Source organism: Mixta tenebrionis, from assembly GCF_006517625.1.
Classification (GTDB): domain Bacteria; phylum Pseudomonadota; class Gammaproteobacteria; order Enterobacterales; family Enterobacteriaceae; genus Mixta; species Mixta tenebrionis.
The window spans coordinates 126,211-144,522 of the sequence record NZ_VHQI01000002.1; the positions used below are offsets into that span (position 1 = coordinate 126,211).

An 18,312-nucleotide genomic window follows, 5' to 3' on the forward strand; every position below is an offset into this window, starting at 1 on the left:
CCTGCATGCCAGTTTCAGCATGGAGATAAAGATGGAGCAGGAAAATATCATTATGGAACTGCTGGTTCACGCCGGCAGCGCGCGCAGCCATGCGCTTTCCGCCTTACGCCAGGCGCGGGCGGGGGATTTCGCCGCGGCGGAACAGGCGCAGCAGGCCGCCCGCGCGGCGGTCAGCGAGGCGCATCGTATACAAACCACGCTAATCGGTATGGATGAGGGCAGCGGTAAGCTGACGATGACGCTGATCCTGGCGCACGCGCAGGATCACCTGATGAACGCCATGCTCATCCAGGATCTGAGCGCTGACCTGATCGAGCTGTACCGTCGTTTACCTACTTCAGGAGAGCAGCATGCTTAAAATTGCGGTTATTGGCGGCGGCAGCAGCTACACGCCGGAGCTGATGGAAGGCATTATCCGTCATTATCAGCAGCTGCCGGTTACGGAGCTGGCGCTGGTGGATGTCGAAACGGGGCGCGAGAAGGTGGAAATTATCGCCGCGCTGACGCGGCGTATGCTGAAGCGCAACGGCCTGGAGCAGGTGAAAGTCAGCGTGCATTTCGCGCTGGAGGGCGCCGTGCAGGGCGCCGCCTTTGTGCTGACCCAGCTACGCGTCGGCCAGCTGGCGGCGCGGGCGGCGGATGAGCGTCTCGGCCTGAAATATCAGATGCTGGGGCAGGAGACTACCGGCGTCGGCGGCTTCGCCAAAGCGTTACGTACCATTCCGGTATTGCTGGAGGTGGCGAAGTGCGTGGAGGCGCTGGCGCCTGATGCCTTTATCATCAACTTCACTAACCCCGCCGGTATGGTAACCGAAGCGGTGTCTCGCTACAGCAGGGCAAAAATTATCGGCCTGTGCAACGTGCCGGTCACTATGCATCACATGATCGCCGATATGCTGAAAGCGCCGCATGAGCAGATCAAGCTGCGCTTCGCCGGGCTGAATCATATGGTCTGGGTGCATCAGGTGATGCAGCAGGGCAAAGACGTTACCGGCAAGGTTATCGATATGCTGTGCGCCGGCCATGCGCTGTCGATGAACAATATTCAGGAAGTGCCCTGGCCCGCCAGTTTCCTGCGCGCGCTGCAGGCGATCCCCTGTCCCTATCATCGTTATTTCTGGCAAACGCGCGCCATGCTGACGGAGGAGATCGAGGCGGCGAAAAACGCGGGCACCCGCGCCGAGCAGGTGATGAAGGTAGAGACGGAGCTGTTTCAGCTGTATGCCGATCCGCAGCTCGATCGTAAGCCGGAACAGCTTAATTTCCGCGGCGGAGCGTTCTACTCCGAAGTGGCGGTTAATCTCATCCGCAGCATCCACACCAACAGCGGCGAGGAGATGGTGGTTAACTGCCGCAACAACGGCGCTATCCAGGGGCTGCCCGACGACGCGGTGGTGGAAACCAACTGCCTGATCGACGCGCAGGGCGCGCATCCGCTCGCCTTTGGCCGCTTGCCGCCCGCGATGAACGGTCTGACGCAGCAGGTAAAAGATTTTGAGCGCCTGACGATTGAAGCGGCGGTACATGGCGATCGCGACAGCGCGCTGCTGGCGCTGGTCACTAACCCGCTGATCGGCGATTTAAGCACCGCAGAGGCGCTGCTGGCGGAAGTGCTGGCAATCAATAAGGCCTGGCTGCCGCAGTTTCAGTAAGCGCGCGCTGGCAACCATCATCTCGTAACACGAGAGGGAAAACTATGAATGGCAAAAGATCGTTGATAGAGCGTTACGTCATGCCCGCCGCGTTGAAGATTGCCGGGCAAAAGCACGTGCTTTCCGTTCGTGACGGCATCATTTTAAACATGCCGTTTATGCTGATTGGCTCCTTCTTTTTAATTTTCGCCTACCTGCCGATCCCCGCCTGGGCGCAGATGATGGCGGGGCTGTTTGGCGATGCCTGGCGCGATAAGCTGCTTTATCCGGTAAAGGCCACCTACGATATTATGGCCATTATCTCCAGCTTCGGCATCGCCTATCGGCTGGCGGAAAAATACCGCACGCTCGATCCGCTGACCAGCGGCGCGCTGGCGCTGGTGGCGTTTATGATGACCATCCCGCAGCATACGCTGTTCGCCCCGGTAGAGGGCGCCGCGCAGAAAATCGTCGATGGCGTAATCCCGGTGAATCTGGTTGGCAGCCAGGGGCTGTTCGTCGCCATCGTGATCTCGCTGCTGTCGACGGAGATTTATCGTTTCGTGAGCGCGCGCAATCTGGTGATCCGTATGCCGGAGGGCGTACCGCCCGCGGTGGCGAAATCTTTCCTGGCGCTGATCCCCGGCTTCTGCGTGCTGGCCTTTGTGCTGCTGCTGCGTCTGGCGGTAGAGGCATCGCCTTTTGGCGATATCAACACCATGATCAGCACCATTATCGGTATTCCGATGCATCACGTTGGCGGAACGCTGCCGGGGATGATCTTCTCGGTAATTCTGATTGGCGTGCTCTGGACGCTGGGCCTGCATGGCGATGCTATCGTGCTGGTATTTATCCAGCCGGTGTGGCTGGCGAATATGACGGAAAACTTTGCCGCCTTTCAGCATAATCAGCCGGTGCCGCACATTATTACGCAGCAGTTTTACGATCTGTGGATTGCGCCAGGCGGAACCGGCGCGCTGCTGGGGCTGGTTATCTTTATGCTGTTACGCAGCCGCAGCGTGCAGATGAAACAGCTGGGAAAAATCGCCGCGCCGGGCGCGCTATTCAATATCAGCGAGCCGCTGGTGTTTGGCATTCCGCTGGTGATGAACCCCTGGTTTTTCCTGCCGTTTATCCTGACGCCGGTGGTGCTGGTGCTGGTCACCTGGAGCGCGATGTCGCTGGGATTAGTGGCGCCGCCCGCCGGGATTGCGCTGCCGTTTACCACGCCGATTTTCTTCAGCGGCTATCTCGCCACCGGCGGACATATTTCCGGCACCGTGATGCAGGCGATTAACCTCGGCATTTCGCTGGTTATTTACTACCCCTTCTTCCGCGCCTGGGATAAGCAAAAATGGCGCGAAGAGCAGGCGGCGGCAAGCGTGGCGGCGCAAAAGCGCGCGGCGGAGACGGTAATGGCGGAGGGAAGCCAGGCGTAGCCGGCGGCAGGTTACCTTCATCCTTAACGGCGGCGCGCGGCAAAAGGCGCGCCGCCTTGTTTAGCCCGGCAGTTTCTCTATTGATGCCGCCAGGGGTTTCCAGCGGCGCGTAGCCGTTCTTCCGTCGCCTTGTTTAACTCAGTGGTTTTTCTTCTGATACCACCATACGGCTTCCCAGGGACGCAGCATCATTTCGCCCGGCGCCGGTTTAGCATCGGAATAGTTGCTCATCAGTACCTCCCACTCTTCGCCGAAAGGCTCTTCCGGGTGCCACGCCTGCGCATCGCGGCTGAAGTTAGCCACCACGATTAAGGTTTCGCCTTCATGCTGGCGGCGATAGCACCACAGGTAAGCGTGCGCCGGCAGCAGATCGAGATAGTCGCCCCAGGTCAGGATCGGGTAGCGTTTACGCAGCTGAATGAGCTTTTGATAGGTATAGAAGATTGAATCGGGATCGGCGACGGCCGCTTCCGCATTAATGGTTTCGTAGTTACGGCTCATGCCGATCCACGGCGTGCCGTCGGTGAAGCCGGCGTTCTCGCTGGCGTCCCACTGCATCGGCGTGCGTCCGTTATCGCGCGATTTGCTGGCCAGAATCGCCAGCAGGTTTTCGCTATCGCGCCCCTGGGTACGTAGCTCGGCGTACATGTTATGGCTTTCGATATCACGGTAATCAATGATGCGGGTAAAGCCCGGATTGGTCATTCCCAGCTCTTCGCCCTGATAAATATAGGGCGTGCCCTGCATGCCATGCAGCACCAGCGCCAGCATTTTCGCCGAAGCAACGCGATATTCGCCATCGTCGCCCCAGCGCGACACTACGCGCGGCTGATCGTGATTGCACCAGAACAGCGCGTTCCAGGCGCGGTTGTACATTCCCTGCTGCCAGTGGGTAAAAATCTTCTTCTGCGCCACCAGATCCAGCGGCGTCAGCGTCCACTTCTGACCGTTGCGGAAATCCACCTCGACATGGTCAAAGCTGAACACCATCGACAGCTCGTCGCCCGCCAGCGAACCGTACTGCTGGCAGTGCTCCAGCGTGGCGGATGACATCTCGCCCACCGTCATCAGCTCGCGCGGCCGAAACACGTCACGGCTCATTTCACGCATATATTCATGAATGCGCGGGCCGTCGGTATAGAGACGCAGGCCGTCGCCGTCGGGATCGTCCGGGAAATCCTGATGTTTGGAAACCAGGTTCACCACGTCGAGCCGCAGCCCGTCGATGCCGCGATCGGCCCAGAAGTTAACGATCTGCTTCAGCTCGGCGCGCACGTTATCGTTTTCCCAGTTGAGATCCGCCTGCTCCGGCGCCCAGAGGTGCATATAGTACTGATTGCTCTCCGGATGCCAGCGCCAGGCGGAGCCGCCAAATTTGGATTTCCAGTTATTCGGCGGTTCGGTTGGCGTGCCGTCCCGCCAGATATAGTAGTCGCGATAGGGGCTTTCCGGATTCAGCGATTCGTGAAACCAGTGATGCTGCGTAGAAGAGTGGTTAAACACCATATCGAGGATAACGCGCAGCCCGCGCTTGTGCGCCTGTTCAACCAGATGATCGAAATCGCTCATCGTGCCGAAAGCGGGATCGATGGCGGTATAGTTCGCCACATCGTAGCCGTTATCAACCTGCGGTGAAATATAAAAGGGCGTCAGCCAGATGGCGTCAACTCCCAGCATTTTCAGGTAGTCCAGACGCTGAATCACACCGGCCAGGTCGCCTGTGCCACTACCGGTCGTATCCTGAAAACTTTTGGGATAGATTTGATAAATGACGCCGTTCTGCCACCATGGTGGAGTTTTATTCATTGCTCAGTCCTGATTGCTTATCGGGGCGAAAACCTCCGCCCGTTTTATCGAAAAAGTTTCTTTTTTTCTTCCACCATAAGGTTAGCTATTCCTTACGATTACCACACGCCGGAGAAAGCTGAATTCACCGAAAAAGCCACTTTTTGCCACCGGCGTCCGGGCAAAAAAGGCTGGCGCTTCATAAAGTAGCAACGCCTCTGCGCCGCTCAGGGGCGCGGGTAAAAGTCTCTGTAGGGATGTTGCAAAAATTTTCCGCTGCCGCTGATTGCGCCATATTACGCCGCTTTTGCCGAGCATAAGCAGGCCGCAGCGGCGATAAAAAGCCTGTTTATGCCGCAAAAAAGGTTAAACCTTGCCTGGCGCGCGGGCTACGGGACGGGTAAAAAACGCGGGAAGATAACGGGGCGGCGGCAGCTAAGCGGCGGTTGAAGCAAGGATATGGCGCATCCAAGGCCGCGTCTTTAACAGGCTCGGCCTTGCGCATTTAGCAGGACAGACGCTTAGCGACGTACGGCAATCGCTTCAATTTCAATTTTTACATCTTTCGGCAAACGAGCTACTTCCACGCAGGAACGAGCCGGGAAGGGCGCGCCGTGCTCGCTGAAGAACGCTTCGTAGGTGGCGTTAACGGTGGCAAAGTCATTGAGATCTTTTACGAACACCGTGGTTTTCACGATATCGCTTACTTTCAGGCCGGCCGCTTCGACGATCGCCTGAACATTTTCCAGCGACTGACGCGCCTGCGCGGCAACGTCGTCAGCAACCGCGCCGGTTTTCGGATTCACCGGGATCTGACCAGAGGTAATGATCATGCTGCCAAGATCCACGCCCTGTACGTACGGGCCGATAGCGGCTGGGGCATTTTCCGTGCTGATTTCGCGTGACATAGCTTCTCCTGATTAATGACCTGTTGCGGACGGGCGGTCTGCCCGCCGCTTCGCCTCCATTATAGGGAGACGAAAAGTGATTACCAGTTTGCCAACACGACCTGGTGCGCAAATTCTTTCTCGCAATACTTGCATTTAAGCAGTACGGATTGATCGCGCTTTCTTACCTTAAAGCTGGAACAGACCGGCTCGCTGCGGCTGATACAGTTGCTGTTGGGGCAGATCAGTACGCGTTCGATGCGATCCGGCAGTGTCGGCACGATCTTGGCTACCACCTGGTAATCGTCGATGCGGTTAACCGTGGCGTGCGGCGCATAAACCGCCAGCTGATTGACCTGGTCTTCGGTTAAGAACGTATTTTCGATTTTAATCAGATCTTTGCGTCCCAGCGCGCCGGAGGGCAGGTTAAGACCGATAGTGATGCGCTGATCGGTTTCCGTCAGGCGGAACAGCGTCAAAAGTTTAAAGCCTATCTGTGCCGGAATATGGTCGATTACCGTACCGCGCTTGATCGCTTCTACCTGTAATTTACTTTGCATCATTTTCTCCTCCTTACAGAACCGGATCGCTGTTCAGTACCAGCGCCAGAAGCGCCTGACGCGCATAAATGCCGTTGCCGGCCTGCTGGAAATACCAGGCGTAGGGCGTTTTATCCACGTCGGTAGTGATTTCGTCCACGCGCGGCAGCGGATGCAGTACCTTCATATTGTCGCGCGCGCCCTGCAGGCTGGCGGCGCGCAGCACGAACTGCGCTTTGACGTTGGCATATTCGGAAGGATCGAGGCGCTCTTTCTGTACGCGCGTCATATACAGGATATCCACCTGGGGTATCACCTCTTCGATGCTGTCGTGACGGCTCCACGCAATCCCCTGCTCATCCAGCATATCGGTAAGGTAGCTGGGCATCGCCAGCGCCTCAGGCGCGATAAAGAAGAAGCGGTTACCGTCGAATTTCGCCAGCGCCTGGGTTAGCGAGTGCACGGTGCGGCCATATTTCAGGTCGCCTACCATCGCCACGTTAAGGTTGCTGAGGCGGCCCTGGGTCTCCTGAATGGTAAACAGATCGAGCAGCGTCTGGGTCGGATGCTGGTTCGCGCCGTCGCCGGCGTTCAGCACCGGAATATTGCCGGAAAATTCGGTAGCGAGACGGGCGGCGCCTTCCTGCGGGTGGCGCATCACAATGGCGTCAACGTAGGTGCTGACCACCGAGATGGTATCGGCCAGCGTTTCGCCTTTTTTGCCCAGCGAGGTATTGCTGCTGTCGGAAAAGCCGACCACCGACGCGCCCAGGCGATGAATCGCCGTTTCAAAGGAGAGGCGGGTACGCGTTGAAGCTTCGAAGAAGCAGCTGGCGATAACCTTATGCTTCAGCAGCTCCGGCTGCGGATTGGCCTTCAGGCTGGCCGCCGTATGCAGCACCAGCTCCAGCTCCTCGCGGCTGAGATCGTTAATCGAGATAATATGCTTGTGATACAGCGGGTTCATGCGTCGCTCTCCTTTAGGCATGCCGGATTAAGGACGAAAAAAAAGCCCCTGCAATGAGGGGCTTTCTTACGATCGGTAACTGACGGAAGGAAACGGGCGCTACGCCTGTATTCAGGCACAGAAAAGCGCTAGGTATTTTACTGCTCAGCTGCATAGATCCTCCCGGCAAATTGTCGGGCATTATACGCATTCAGTTCACGGCTTCAAGCAAAAAAACGCGCCGGTTAATCGTTTGCGCTACGCCTGTTCCACCGGTTTCGCCAGCGTGGCGATCATCACCGCCTTAATGGTATGCAGCCGGTTTTCCGCCTGATCGAACACGATGCTGTGCTCCGATTCAAAGACTTCATCGGTTACTTCCATACCGCCGTGCAGCTGGTACTGTTCAGCCATCTGCTTGCCGAGCGTGGTTTGATCGTCGTGCAGCGCCGGCAGGCAGTGCAGGAATTTCACCTGCGGATTGCCGGTAAGCTGCAGCATCGCCATATTCACCTGGTAATCGCGCAGCAGGGCGATGCGCTCCTGCCAGCGCTCTTTCGCCTCACCCATGGAGACCCAGACGTCGGTATAGATAAAATCGGCCTGGCGCACGCCTGCGGCAATATCTTCCGTCAGGGTAATGCGCCCGCCGTTCTGGCTGGCGACCGCCTGGCATTCCGCCACCAGGCTCTCATCCGGCCAGCAGCTTTTCGGCGCCACCAGGCGCAGATCGAGGCCCGTCAGCGCGGCGGCTTCCATCATGCTGTTGCCCATATTGTTGCGTGCGTCGCCGACGTAGGCCAGCGTCATCGCCCGCAGCGATTTTTCCGGCAGATGCTCCTGCATCGTCAGCAGATCGGCCAGCAGCTGCGTAGGGTGAAACTCATCGGTCAGGCCGTTCCACACCGGCACGCCCGCGTACTGCGCCAGCGTTTCCACTACCGCCTGGCCGTAACCGCGGTACTGGATGCCGTCATAGATGCGCCCCAGCACGCGAGCGGTATCTTTAATCGATTCCTTATGGCCGATCTGGCTGCCGCTGGGGCCAAGGTAAGTGACGCGCGCGCCCTGGTCATACGCGGCAACTTCGAAAGAGCATCGGGTGCGTGTCGACTCTTTTTCGAAGATGAGCGCAATATTTTTACCGCGCAGCTGCGGAACTTCATCGCCATTTTTTTTCGCAATTTTTAATTCAGCGGCGAGCGCCAGCAGCGCATTGATTTCTGCCGGGGTGAAATCGAGCAGCCTGAGAAAATGGCGTTGATAGAACTGGCTCATGCAGCACTCCTTGTCTGTTGATGAATGAATTTAAATTCAATTTAAACGTATGAATATTCATTTTCAACCCCAGGTACAATAAACTTTCGCTTTTGTGTAGTGGCGCGAACGGCAGTGTGGGAAAATAATCACAATGTTTGCCACATACTGAGGAACCCATCATGGCATATGAAGAATTGCTGGAAGAGCAGCGCGAAGAGACCAGAGCGATTGTTGAAGAGCTGCTGGAGGATGGCAGCGATCCTGATGCGCTTTATACCATTGAGCATCATCTCTCCTGCGACAGCTTCGACGCGCTGGAAAAAGCGGCGGTAGATGCCTTTAAGCTGGGTTATGAAGTGACCGAGCCGGAAGAGCTGGAGCTGGAGGATGGCACCACGGTGATGTGCGTGGATATCCTGAGCGAGCTGGCGCTCAATGTCGATCTGATTGACGCGCAGGTTGAACAGCTGGTTAATCTGGCGGGCAAACACAACGTTGATTATGACGGCTGGGGCACCTACTTCGAAGATCCGGACGGCGAGGACGAGGATGAAGAGGGCGACTACCTGGACGCCGATGACGATGGCGTTCGCCACTAATTTGCCGCTTCTTTCCTGATTAATCCGGCGCGCTGTGGATGCGGCGCGCTTTTAACCGTAGCTATGCCATGAATTACGCCGATCTGCTTGCTCCCATTCATCAGTTTCTGCACTGCCGCACGCCTCAGCTCTGGCTTGATGAGGCGCGTAAAGCGCAACATCTCCCGCTGTTGCTCACCGATCATATGATTTGCGAACTCAAGGCGGCCCAGACCGCGACCTGGCTGATCCGTAAGTATGTGGCGGATAAGCCGAGCGGCGACGCGATACTCGCCTGGCTCCAGCCCTATGAAGCTTTTATTTACCGTGAAGATCGCGACAGCGGCTTTATCGAAGCGCATAAAAGTCTGTCGAAGCGCATTATCGCCCGCAACGATATCCCGTGGGGCGATGAGCTGCTGGATAAAATGGTGCTGCTGATTAAAGAAGAGCTGCACCATTTTTATCAGGTGTGGGAGATTATGCAGGCGCGCGGCATCCCATATCGGAAAATCAGCGCCAGCCGCTACGCCAAAGGTTTGATGCGTGAAGTGACCACCCATGAGCCGCTGACGCTGGTGGATAAGCTGATTTGCGGCGCTTATATTGAGGCGCGCTCCTGCGAGCGCTTTGCCAGCCTGGCGCCTTATCTGGATGAGGAACTGGCGAAATTTTATCTGTCGCTGCTGCGCTCCGAGGCGCGCCACTATCAGGATTATCTGGCGCTGGCGGCGCGCATTGCTCCCTTTGATATCAGCGCGCGCGTGCGTCTTATCGGCGCAACGGAAGCGCGCCTGATCCAGGAGCCGGATCACGAACTGCGCTTCCACAGCGGCGTGCCCGCCTGGCGGCTGACCCAGTAAAAAGCGCGCAACCTCTCGCCCGCGCCAGCGCGATGCCCGACAGCAGGCGAGCAGGTCTCTTACAGCGTCTTTAACATGGTTACTTCACAATCAACGTGGCCGGTGCAGCCCAGCGGGCCATCGATATGCTGAAAGCCCAGCTTCTCATACAGCCGGATTGCCTGGGTCAGGCTGGCGGTAGTTTCCAGATAACAGCGCTTAAAGCCACGCTCACGGGCAAAATCAAACGCCTGTAGCGCCAGCCGCCAGGCCAGCCCGCGCCCGCGCAGCTGCGGCATAAAATACATTTTTTGCAGTTCACAGATATCAGGCGCGCTGCACTGCAGCGGCGCAATGCCGCCGCCGCCAACGATTCTGCCCTCCAGCTCCACTACCCAATAGGCGCTGTTCGCTTCGCTATACAGCTCAAACAGACGGTCAAGGTTAGGATCGGCAACGGTATAGCCCTTATCGGCGGTCAGGCCGAACTCTGCCGATACGTGGCGGATAACCTGGGCAACAAAGGGATTATCCGCCTCGCGGATAGGGCGAATGCGCAGCGAAGTGTCGGTGGCGATAGTCATACGTCTGGCCTGGGTCGAGAAACGAAAACAGTGTAATAACATCGCTGACCGGGGGATGCAATCTCTGCGGCATTGAGAAAAATTCAGCGGCTGCGTAATCAGTGAAAAGCTTTGCCGTTAAGCGCAAATAGAGCGTAATGCGGCTACCGCCGTGCGCCGGGCAAAAAAATACCCCGTCGGCGAATGCTGACGGGGTAGGGAAGCAAGCCGGCCGGTAGCGGCAAAAAGCGTGGCGATTACAGCGCGGCGATCACGCCCTGCTGCTCGATCAGCTTAGCTTTGCCCTGCTCCAGCTCGGCCATGCGGGCGCGCTCTTTCGCTACTACCGCTTCCGGCGCGCGGGCGACGAAAGATTCATTGCCCAGACGCGACTCAATTTTTTCCATCTCGGCTTCGACTTTCGCCAGCTCTTTCGCCAGACGCTCCAGCTCCGCCGCTTTATCCACCAGACCTGCCATCGGGATCAGCAGCTCGGCGCCGTCCACCAGTTTGGTCACCGAGAGCGGGCCTTTATCGCCCTGCGGCAGCAGCGTAATCTCGCTCAGACGCGCCATCGCCTGCAGGAAACTGCGGTTTTCGTTTACGCGCCGCTGCGCATCAACGCTGGCGCCGCGCAGCAACAGCTCCAGCGGCTTGCCCGGAGAGATATTCATCTCGGCGCGAATATTACGCACCGCGACAATCGCCTGCTTCAGCCATTCGGTATCCGCCAGCGCCGCCTCATCCAGCTGTGCTGCATCGTAGGCCGGGAAAGGCTGCAGCATAATGGTATCGGCGCTGATGTTCTTCAGCACCTTCACGCGCTGCCAGATGGTTTCGGTAATAAACGGAATAATCGGGTGCGCCAGACGCAGCAGCGCCTCCAGCACCGTTACCAGCGTATGACGCGTGCCGCGCAGCTCCGCTTCAGAGCCGTTATGCATCACCGGCTTGGTCAGCTCCAGATACCAGTCGCAGAACTGGTTCCAGGTGAACTCATACAGGATATTGGCGGCGATATCAAAGCGATAGCTGTCCAGCGCTTCGCGATAGGCTTTCACCGTATTATTGAACTCCGCCAGAATCCAGCGATCCGCCAGCGACAGCGTCATATCGCCGCCGTTCTGCCCGCAGTCCCGATCTTCGGTATTCATCAGCACGAAGCGGCTGGCGTTCCACAGCTTATTACAGAAATTGCGGTAGCCTTCCAGGCGCTTCATATCCCAGTTGATATCGCGTCCGGTTGAAGCCAGCGCCGCCAGGGTAAAGCGCAGCGCGTCGGTGCCCGCCGGTTCGATGCCGTTCGGGAACTGCTTCTCGGTGCGCTTGCGGATTTTTTCCGCCAGCTGCGGCTGCATCATATTGCCGGTGCGTTTTTCCAGCAGCGCCTCAAGGGTAATGCCATCCACCATATCCAGCGGATCGATCACGTTGCCCTTTGATTTCGACATCTTCTGGCCTTCCTCATCGCGGATCAAACCGGTCATATAGACGGTTTTAAACGGCACCTGCCGCTTGCCGTTCTCATCCTTAATGAAGTGCATGGTCAGCATAATCATGCGCGCGATCCAGAAGAAGATAATATCGAAGCCGCTCACCAGCACGCTGGTGGGATGGAAAGTGCGCAACGCTTCGGTATTCTCCGGCCAGCCGAGGGTAGAGAAGGTCCAGAGGCCGGATGAGAACCAGGTATCCAGCACGTCATCGTCCTGACGCAGCGTTACGCCGGCGTCAAGCTGGTTTTCCGCGCGCACTTCTTCTTCGCTGCGGCCCACGTAGACATTGCCTTCGGCGTCATACCACGCCGGAATACGATGGCCCCACCAGAGCTGGCGAGAGATACACCAGTCCTGAATATCGCGCATCCAGGAGAAATACATATTTTCGTACTGTTTCGGCACAAACTGGATATCGCCGTTTTCTACCGCTTCCACCGCCACTTTCGCCAGCGGGGCGGTGCGTACGTACCACTGATCGGTCAGCATCGGTTCGATCACCACGCCGCCGCGATCGCCATAGGGCACGGTCAGATCGTGCGGTTTAACCTCTTCCAGCAGGCCCAGCTCGTCCACCGCGGCAACCATCGCCTTACGCGCGGCGAAACGCTCCAGCTTCTGGAACTGCGCCGGCAGCGCGGTGCTGTAAACGTCGGTTTCTTCACCGTTGGTATCATAAACCTGCGCGCTTTCACGAATATCGCCGTCAAAGGTCAGGATATTGATCATCGGCAGCTTGTGGCGGCGGCCCACTTCATAGTCGTTGAAATCGTGCGCCGGGGTGATCTTCACGCAGCCGGTGCCTTTTTCCATATCGGCGTGCTCGTCGCCCACGATCGGAATGCGGCGGTTAACCAGCGGCAGCAGAACAAATTTACCGATCAGATCCTTATAGCGCGGATCTTCCGGGTTGACCGCTACGCCGGTATCGCCCAGCAGGGTTTCCGGACGGGTAGTGGCGACCACCAAATACTCTTTGCCGTCAGCGGTTTTCGCGCCGTCCGCCAGCGGATAGCGGATATGCCACATAGATCCTTTGGTCTCGCGGTTTTCCACTTCCAGATCGGAAATCGCGGTGCGCAGTTTCGGATCCCAGTTCACCAGGCGTTTGCCGCGGTAAATCAGATTCTCTTTATAGAGGCGCACAAACACCTCTTTCACCGCGTTGGAGAGGCCCTCATCCATGGTGAAGCGTTCGCGCTCCCAGTCCACGGAGTTGCCGAGGCGGCGCATCTGACGGGTAATGGTGCCGCCGGATTCCGCTTTCCACTGCCACACCTTCTCAATAAAGGCATCGCGGCCGTAATCCTGGCGGGTTTTGCCCTCTTCGGCGGCCATTTTACGTTCCACCACCATCTGGGTAGCGATACCGGCATGGTCGGTGCCCACCTGCCACAGCGTGTTTTTACCCTGCATACGCTGGTAGCGCACCATGGTATCCATGATGGTTTGCTGGAAGGCATGACCCATATGCAAGCTACCGGTAACGTTCGGCGGCGGGATCATGATGCAGAAGCTCTCCTGGCTGGCATCGCCATTCGGTTTAAAGTAGCCCTGCTTTTCCCAGTGCTCGTAAAGCGGTTGTTCGATCTCTTGCGGATTATATGTCTTTTCCATTTCTGCTATGTCGTTTGCGGCTGTGGCGGGGTTGCCGTATTCAAGTGGAAGCCGACGCTGCGATAGGCTTTATAGCGTTCACGCGCCTGCTGTTTCAAAGATTCTTCATAAGGGACGAAGTCTATCACTTCATGGAAAGCGGTGGCAAAATCTGCAAACTGCGGCAGCAGGCTAATCAGCAGATCGCGCGGCGCATTGCCGCGACGCTGCGGCCAGGCCAGCTCCACCGGCGCGCCATATTTCGGGCCTTCGCCGGCCAGATTATGCGGCACAAAGGCTTGCGCCGGGCGCTGCCACAGGGCTTCATCCAGCCGCACGGCCTGCTGTTCATCTTCACAGGCTATCAGCACGCGCTTGCCTTCGCGCCAGCGCAGCTCCGCTAAATCGCAGACCAGCGCCTCGACCGCGCTCAGGCCGTCCGTCTGCGCATCGGTTTCCAGAAGATAGAAAGTGGCCTTTTTCATGATGTATGCCTGTCGGCGTATGGCGCGTTGCCAGACGCTGAATAGTAATAGGTTCAGTAGTGAAGCATCCGGGCACCGCCGCTGCGCCCGTAGGACGACGGCGTCCGGGTTAAACAAGCTTAGTCGTCGCCGTTCATTCCGGCGCGGTTCAGCAGGAACTGCGACAGCAGGGCGACCGGGCGACCGGTGGCGCCTTTCGCTTTGCCGGAGCGCCAGGCGGTGCCGGCGATATCGAGGTGCGCCCAGTTATATTTACGGGCAAAGCGCGCCAGGAAACAGGCGGCGGTAATCGCGCCGCCCGGACGACCGCCGATATTCGCCATATCGGCAAAGTTCGATTCCAGCTGCTCCTGATACTCGTCGGCCAGCGGCAGGCGCCATGCGCGATCGCCCGCCTGCTCGGAGGCGCCGATCAGCTCGTGCGCCAGCGGATTGTGGTTCGACAGCAGGCCGCTGATATGGTGGCCCAGCGCGATCACGCAGGCGCCGGTCAGCGTGGCGACGTCGATCACCACTTCCGGATCGAAACGCTCAACGTAGGTCAGCGCGTCGCACAGCACCAGACGCCCTTCGGCATCGGTGTTCAGCACTTCTACCGTCTGCCCGGACATAGTGGTGAGCACGTCGCCCGGACGGAAGGCGCGTCCGCCCGGCATATTTTCGCAGCCCGCCAGCACGCCGACCACGTTCAGCGGCAGGTTAAGCTCCGCCACCATGCGCATCACGCCATACACCGAAGCGGCGCCGCACATATCATATTTCATCTCATCCATGCCTTCAGCCGGCTTGATGGAGATGCCGCCGGAGTCAAAGGTCAATCCTTTGCCCACCAGCACGATCGGCTTCGCTTCCGGATCCGGGCTGCCTTTATAGTCGATCACCGACATCAGCGATTCGTTCTGCGAGCCCTGGCCCACCGCCAGGTAGGCGTTCATGCCCAGCTCTTTCATCTGCTGCTCGCCGATAACGCGCGTGGTGATATTGCTCCAGGCGTCGGCCAGCTGGCGCGCCTGCGAAGCGAGATAGGCGGCGTTACAGATATTGGGCGGCATATTGCCCAAATCTTTCGCCGCCTTGACGCCGGCGGCGATAGCCAGGCCGTGCTGAATCGCCCGCTCGCCGCTGGTCAGCTCGCGGCGCGTCGGTACGTTGAAGACCATTTTGCGCAGCGGGCGACGCGGTTCGCTTTTATTGCTTTTCAGTTGATCGAAGCAGTAGAGCGTCTCTTTTGCCGTTTCTACCGCCTGACGCACTTTCCAGTAGGTATTGCGCCCTTTAACGTGCAGTTCGGTCAGGAAGCAGACCGCCTCCATCGAGCCGGTATCATTCAGGGTATTAATCGTTTTCTGAATTACCTGCTTATACTGACGTTCATCCAGCTCGCGTTCTTTACCACAGCCAATGAGCAAAATCCGCTCGGAAAGGATATTCGGCACATGATGCAGCAGCAGCGTTTGACCCACTTTACCTTCCAGTTCGCCGCGGCGCAGCAGGGCGCTGATATAGCCATCGCTGATTTTATCCAGCTGTTCGGCGATCGGCGACAGACGGCGCGGCTCGAAGACGCCCACAACGATACAGGCACTACGCTGTTTCTCCGGGCTACCGCTTTTTACACTGAACTCCATGCACTCTCCTGAATCTTAAAGACAACGGCGCTGGCTGCGGCTAGAATGTACCGCTTCGTAACGCTTACGCCGTTGCGTACGACGTTTTAGTAAAAGGACGTCAGTTTGTGTTTCAGTGACTTTGTTATTTTTTACGTCACCTGAACGCTTGTGTCATACAATAGATCTATGACCACGGCCATTGATGATTAAAAATGGCGGATAAGCGTTGAAACTATCGATTTTCCAGCAAAAAGACAAGTTTTCACAGGCATACGAAGCGTGATCATCATTAGATATCTGGTTCGGGAAACGCTAAAAAGCCAGCTGGCGATACTCTTTATCCTGCTGCTGATCTTCTTTTGTCAGAAGCTCGTCAGGATCCTGGGCGCGGCGGTGGACGGCGAGATCCCGACAAACTTAGTTCTTACCCTGCTTGGGCTCGGCGTGCCGGAAATGGCGCAGCTTATCCTGCCGCTCAGTCTGTTTCTGGCCATCTTAATGACGCTGGGGCGGCTCTACACCGAAAGTGAAATTACGGTGATGCACGCCTGCGGCTTAAGCAAGGCGGTGCTGGTCAAAGCGGCGATGTTTTTGATGCTGCTGACGGCGGCGGTGGCGGCGGTCAACGTACTCTGGCTCAGCCCCTGGTCGTCGCGTTACCAGAGCGAGGTGACGCAGAACGCCAAGGCCAACCCCGGCGCGGCGGCGCTGGCGGCCGGGCAGTTCCAGCAGTCCAGCGACGGCAACAGCGTACTGTTTATTGAAGATGTTAAGGGCAACGCGTTTGGTCACGTTTTCCTTGCCCAGCTGCGCCCTAAAGGCAACGCGCGCCCGTCGGTGGTGCTGGCGGACAGCGGCCATATGGAGCAGCGTCCGGACGGTTCGCAGGTGGTGACGCTGGATAAGGGCACCCGCTTTGAGGGCACCGCGCTGCTGCGTGATTTCCGCATTACCGATTTCACCAACTATCAGGCGATCGTCGGCTATAAAACCGCCACGCTCGATCCTGACGATGCGGAGCAGGCCAGCTTCCCCAGCCTGTTTAAGCAAAATTCGGCGCAGTTCCGCTCCGAGCTGCACTGGCGGCTGACGCTGGTCTTTTCCGTGCTGGTGATGGCGCTGATGGTGGTGCCGCTGAGCGTGGTGAACCCGCGTCAGGGGCGCGTGCTGTCGATGCTGCCGGCAATGCTGCTCTATCTGATCTTCTTCCTGTTGCAAAGCTCGCTGAAGTCAAACGGCGCGAAAGGGCGGCTCGATCCGGCGGTCTGGATGTGGGCGGTTAACCTGAGCTACCTGGCGCTGGCGATTGTGCTGAACCTGTGGGATACGGTGCCGATGCGGCGCCTGCGCGCCCGCTTTACGCGTGGAGGTTCAGTCTGATGTTTGGCGTACTCGATCGCTATATCGGTAAAACCATCTTTAACACCATTATGCTGACGCTGTTTATGCTGGTATCGCTCTCCGGCATTATCAAGTTTGTCGATCAGCTGCGCAAAACCGGCCAGGGCGCCTATACCGCGCTCTCCGCCGGCTATTACACCCTGCTTAGCGTGCCAAAGGATATCGAGATTTTCTTCCCGATGGCGGCGCTGCTCGGCGCGCTGCTGGGGCTGGGAACGCTGGCGCAGCGCAGCGAACTGGTAGTGATGCAGGCTTCTGGTTTTACCCGTCTGCAAATCGCTCTGTCGGTGATGAAAACCGCCATTCCGCTGGTGCTGTTGACCATGGCGATCGGTGAGTTCGTCGCGCCGCAGGGCGAGCAGATGGCGCGCAACTTCCGCGCTCAGCAGATCCTCGGCGGCTCGCTGCTCTCTACCCAGTCCGGGCTGTGGGCGAAAGATGGCAACAGCTTTATTTATATAGAACGCATCAAGGGCAGCGATGAGCTGGACGGCATCAGCATCTACAACTTCAATGACCAGCGTCGGCTGATGAGCGTGCGCTACGCCGCGACCGCCACCTGGGATAAAGAGAAGCGGCGCTGGAAACTGGGGCAGGTGGATGAATCAGATCTGAACGATGTACAGCAGATCACCGGCAAGCAGAGCATCAGCGGCGAATGGAAAACCAACCTGACGCCGGACAAGCTGGGCGTGGTGGCGCTCGATCCCGATGCGCTGTCGATTCGCGGCCTGCATAACTACGCCAAATATTTGCAGCAGAGCGGCCAGGAATCCGGGCGCTACCTGCTGAATATGTGGAGTAAAATCTTCCAGCCGCTGTCGGTGGCGGTAATGATGCTGATGGCGCTCTCTTTTATTTTCGGGCCGCTGCGCAGCGTATCCATGGGGGTGCGCGTGGTGACCGGCATCAGCTTCGGTTTTCTGTTCTACGTGCTGGATCAGATTTTCGGTCCGCTTAGCCTGGTATACGGCCTGCCGCCGATACTGGGCGCGGTGCTGCCCAGCGCCGCTTTCTTCGCTATCAGCGTCTGGATGCTGATGAAGCGTCGTTAACCCTGCGGCGCGGCAGCCGATTGCCGCGCCCGTTTATCTCTTCTGCTCTCTTCTGGCCGCATTGCGCCTGGCCCTGTTCGAATTATTGTAAATTCGCCCGCCTACGATTTTTCTTACCGCTGCGTTAATTAAAAATGTAATGCTGAGAAGGAGTTATTGTTCGCGCCCGGCATATTATTTTGGCTGTTTCGCTGAGAAA

At 57.8% G+C, this 18,312-nt stretch carries 16 protein-coding genes; 7 read left to right on the top strand and 9 right to left on the bottom strand.

What is annotated here, in order from left to right:
• The first annotated feature begins 31 nt into the window (after positions 1-31).
• Genes FKM52_RS03530 through celB form a run of 3 tightly spaced genes read left to right on the top strand, consistent with a single transcriptional unit; the run spans position 32 to position 3,070 of the window.
• Positions 32-358 carry a PTS lactose/cellobiose transporter subunit IIA gene (locus FKM52_RS03530; protein ID WP_141174821.1) on the top strand — a complete coding sequence of 109 codons (327 nt, stop codon included), beginning with the start codon at positions 32-34 and terminating at the stop codon, positions 356-358.
• Positions 351-1,652 (top strand): 6-phospho-beta-glucosidase, encoded by a 1,302-nt coding sequence (locus FKM52_RS03535; RefSeq protein WP_141174822.1) that lies wholly within the window; start codon positions 351-353, stop codon positions 1,650-1,652. Before FKM52_RS03530 ends, FKM52_RS03535 begins: the two co-directional genes overlap by 8 nt.
• 44 nt (positions 1,653-1,696) lie before the next feature.
• Complete coding sequence (gene celB, locus FKM52_RS03540) at positions 1,697-3,070, top strand: PTS cellobiose transporter subunit IIC (RefSeq protein ID WP_141174823.1); 1,374 nt, start codon at positions 1,697-1,699, stop codon at positions 3,068-3,070.
• A gap of 138 nt (positions 3,071-3,208) precedes the next feature.
• Here celB and treC read toward each other — a convergent pair whose 3' ends face one another.
• The 5 genes from treC to argF all read right to left on the bottom strand — a co-directional run bounded on the left by treC (position 3,209) and on the right by argF (position 8,505).
• Positions 3,209-4,876 (bottom strand): alpha,alpha-phosphotrehalase, encoded by a 1,668-nt coding sequence (gene treC / locus FKM52_RS03545; RefSeq protein WP_141174824.1) that lies wholly within the window; start codon positions 4,874-4,876, stop codon positions 3,209-3,211.
• 500 nt (positions 4,877-5,376) lie between these two features.
• Positions 5,377-5,763 carry a 2-iminobutanoate/2-iminopropanoate deaminase gene (gene ridA / locus FKM52_RS03550; protein WP_141174825.1) on the bottom strand — a complete coding sequence of 129 codons (387 nt, stop codon included), beginning with the start codon at positions 5,761-5,763 and terminating at the stop codon, positions 5,377-5,379.
• 80 nt (positions 5,764-5,843) lie between these two features.
• Positions 5,844-6,305 carry an aspartate carbamoyltransferase regulatory subunit gene (gene pyrI, locus FKM52_RS03555; protein ID WP_141174826.1) on the bottom strand — a complete coding sequence of 154 codons (462 nt, stop codon included), beginning with the start codon at positions 6,303-6,305 and terminating at the stop codon, positions 5,844-5,846.
• 10 nt (positions 6,306-6,315) lie between these two features.
• Positions 6,316-7,248 (bottom strand): aspartate carbamoyltransferase, encoded by a 933-nt coding sequence (gene pyrB, locus FKM52_RS03560; RefSeq protein WP_141174827.1) that lies wholly within the window; start codon positions 7,246-7,248, stop codon positions 6,316-6,318.
• A gap of 237 nt (positions 7,249-7,485) precedes the next feature.
• Positions 7,486-8,505 carry an ornithine carbamoyltransferase gene (argF, locus tag FKM52_RS03565; RefSeq protein ID WP_141174828.1) on the bottom strand — a complete coding sequence of 340 codons (1,020 nt, stop codon included), beginning with the start codon at positions 8,503-8,505 and terminating at the stop codon, positions 7,486-7,488.
• Between the two features lie 161 nt (positions 8,506-8,666).
• Between argF and rraB the strand changes: the two genes are divergently transcribed.
• Together rraB and miaE are read left to right on the top strand one after the other, a co-directional pair.
• The gene (rraB, locus tag FKM52_RS03570; protein WP_141174829.1) at positions 8,667-9,086 is read left to right on the top strand and encodes a ribonuclease E inhibitor RraB; all 420 of its coding nucleotides are present in this window, start codon (positions 8,667-8,669) and stop codon (positions 9,084-9,086) included.
• Positions 9,087-9,154: 68 nt separating this feature from the next.
• Entirely contained in the window at positions 9,155-9,928 is a 774-nt protein-coding gene (gene miaE / locus FKM52_RS03575) for a tRNA isopentenyl-2-thiomethyl-A-37 hydroxylase MiaE (RefSeq protein ID WP_141175198.1), read from the top strand.
• A gap of 59 nt (positions 9,929-9,987) precedes the next feature.
• Here miaE and FKM52_RS03580 read toward each other — a convergent pair whose 3' ends face one another.
• The 4 genes from FKM52_RS03580 to pepA form a co-directional block, all read right to left on the bottom strand.
• The gene (locus FKM52_RS03580; protein ID WP_141174830.1) at positions 9,988-10,491 is read right to left on the bottom strand and encodes a GNAT family N-acetyltransferase; all 504 of its coding nucleotides are present in this window, start codon (positions 10,489-10,491) and stop codon (positions 9,988-9,990) included.
• Between the two features lie 236 nt (positions 10,492-10,727).
• Entirely contained in the window at positions 10,728-13,583 is a 2,856-nt protein-coding gene (locus FKM52_RS03585) for a valine--tRNA ligase (protein WP_141174831.1), read from the bottom strand.
• Between the two features lie 5 nt (positions 13,584-13,588).
• Positions 13,589-14,047, bottom strand: a complete 459-nt coding sequence (locus FKM52_RS03590; protein ID WP_141174832.1) for a DNA polymerase III subunit chi — start codon at positions 14,045-14,047, stop codon at positions 13,589-13,591.
• Positions 14,048-14,166: 119 nt separating this feature from the next.
• Positions 14,167-15,675, bottom strand: coding sequence for a leucyl aminopeptidase (pepA, locus tag FKM52_RS03595; protein WP_141174833.1), 1,509 nt, complete (start codon positions 15,673-15,675; stop codon positions 14,167-14,169).
• A 261-nt stretch (positions 15,676-15,936) separates the two neighbouring features.
• Between pepA and lptF the strand changes: the two genes are divergently transcribed.
• Both lptF and lptG read left to right on the top strand, forming a co-directional pair.
• A complete protein-coding gene (lptF, locus tag FKM52_RS03600; RefSeq protein ID WP_141174834.1) occupies positions 15,937-17,037 on the top strand; it encodes an LPS export ABC transporter permease LptF in 1,101 nt (366 codons plus the stop codon).
• Positions 17,037-18,113: an LPS export ABC transporter permease LptG gene (gene lptG / locus FKM52_RS03605; RefSeq protein WP_141174835.1), complete on the top strand. Its 1,077-nt coding sequence runs from the start codon at positions 17,037-17,039 to the stop codon at positions 18,111-18,113. Before lptF ends, lptG begins: the two co-directional genes overlap by 1 nt.
• Positions 18,114-18,312 lie beyond the last annotated feature (199 nt).

Bases quoted from the DNA above. Each gene is read 5' to 3' on its own strand.
- FKM52_RS03530 (WP_141174821.1), top strand. From the start codon at position 32: ATGGAGCAGGAAAATATCATTATGGAACTGCTGGTTCACGCCGGCAGC.
- FKM52_RS03535 (WP_141174822.1), top strand. From the start codon at position 351: ATGCTTAAAATTGCGGTTATTGGCGGCGGCAGCAGCTACACGCCGGAG.
- celB (WP_141174823.1), top strand. From the start codon at position 1,697: ATGAATGGCAAAAGATCGTTGATAGAGCGTTACGTCATGCCCGCCGCG.
- treC (WP_141174824.1), bottom strand. From the start codon at position 4,876: ATGAATAAAACTCCACCATGGTGGCAGAACGGCGTCATTTATCAAATC.
- ridA (WP_141174825.1), bottom strand. From the start codon at position 5,763: ATGTCACGCGAAATCAGCACGGAAAATGCCCCAGCCGCTATCGGCCCG.
- pyrI (WP_141174826.1), bottom strand. From the start codon at position 6,305: ATGATGCAAAGTAAATTACAGGTAGAAGCGATCAAGCGCGGTACGGTA.
- pyrB (WP_141174827.1), bottom strand. From the start codon at position 7,248: ATGAACCCGCTGTATCACAAGCATATTATCTCGATTAACGATCTCAGC.
- argF (WP_141174828.1), bottom strand. From the start codon at position 8,505: ATGAGCCAGTTCTATCAACGCCATTTTCTCAGGCTGCTCGATTTCACC.
- rraB (WP_141174829.1), top strand. From the start codon at position 8,667: ATGGCATATGAAGAATTGCTGGAAGAGCAGCGCGAAGAGACCAGAGCG.
- miaE (WP_141175198.1), top strand. From the start codon at position 9,155: ATGAATTACGCCGATCTGCTTGCTCCCATTCATCAGTTTCTGCACTGC.
- FKM52_RS03580 (WP_141174830.1), bottom strand. From the start codon at position 10,491: ATGACTATCGCCACCGACACTTCGCTGCGCATTCGCCCTATCCGCGAG.
- FKM52_RS03585 (WP_141174831.1), bottom strand. From the start codon at position 13,583: ATGGAAAAGACATATAATCCGCAAGAGATCGAACAACCGCTTTACGAG.
- FKM52_RS03590 (WP_141174832.1), bottom strand. From the start codon at position 14,047: ATGAAAAAGGCCACTTTCTATCTTCTGGAAACCGATGCGCAGACGGAC.
- pepA (WP_141174833.1), bottom strand. From the start codon at position 15,675: ATGGAGTTCAGTGTAAAAAGCGGTAGCCCGGAGAAACAGCGTAGTGCC.
- lptG (WP_141174835.1), top strand. From the start codon at position 17,037: ATGTTTGGCGTACTCGATCGCTATATCGGTAAAACCATCTTTAACACC.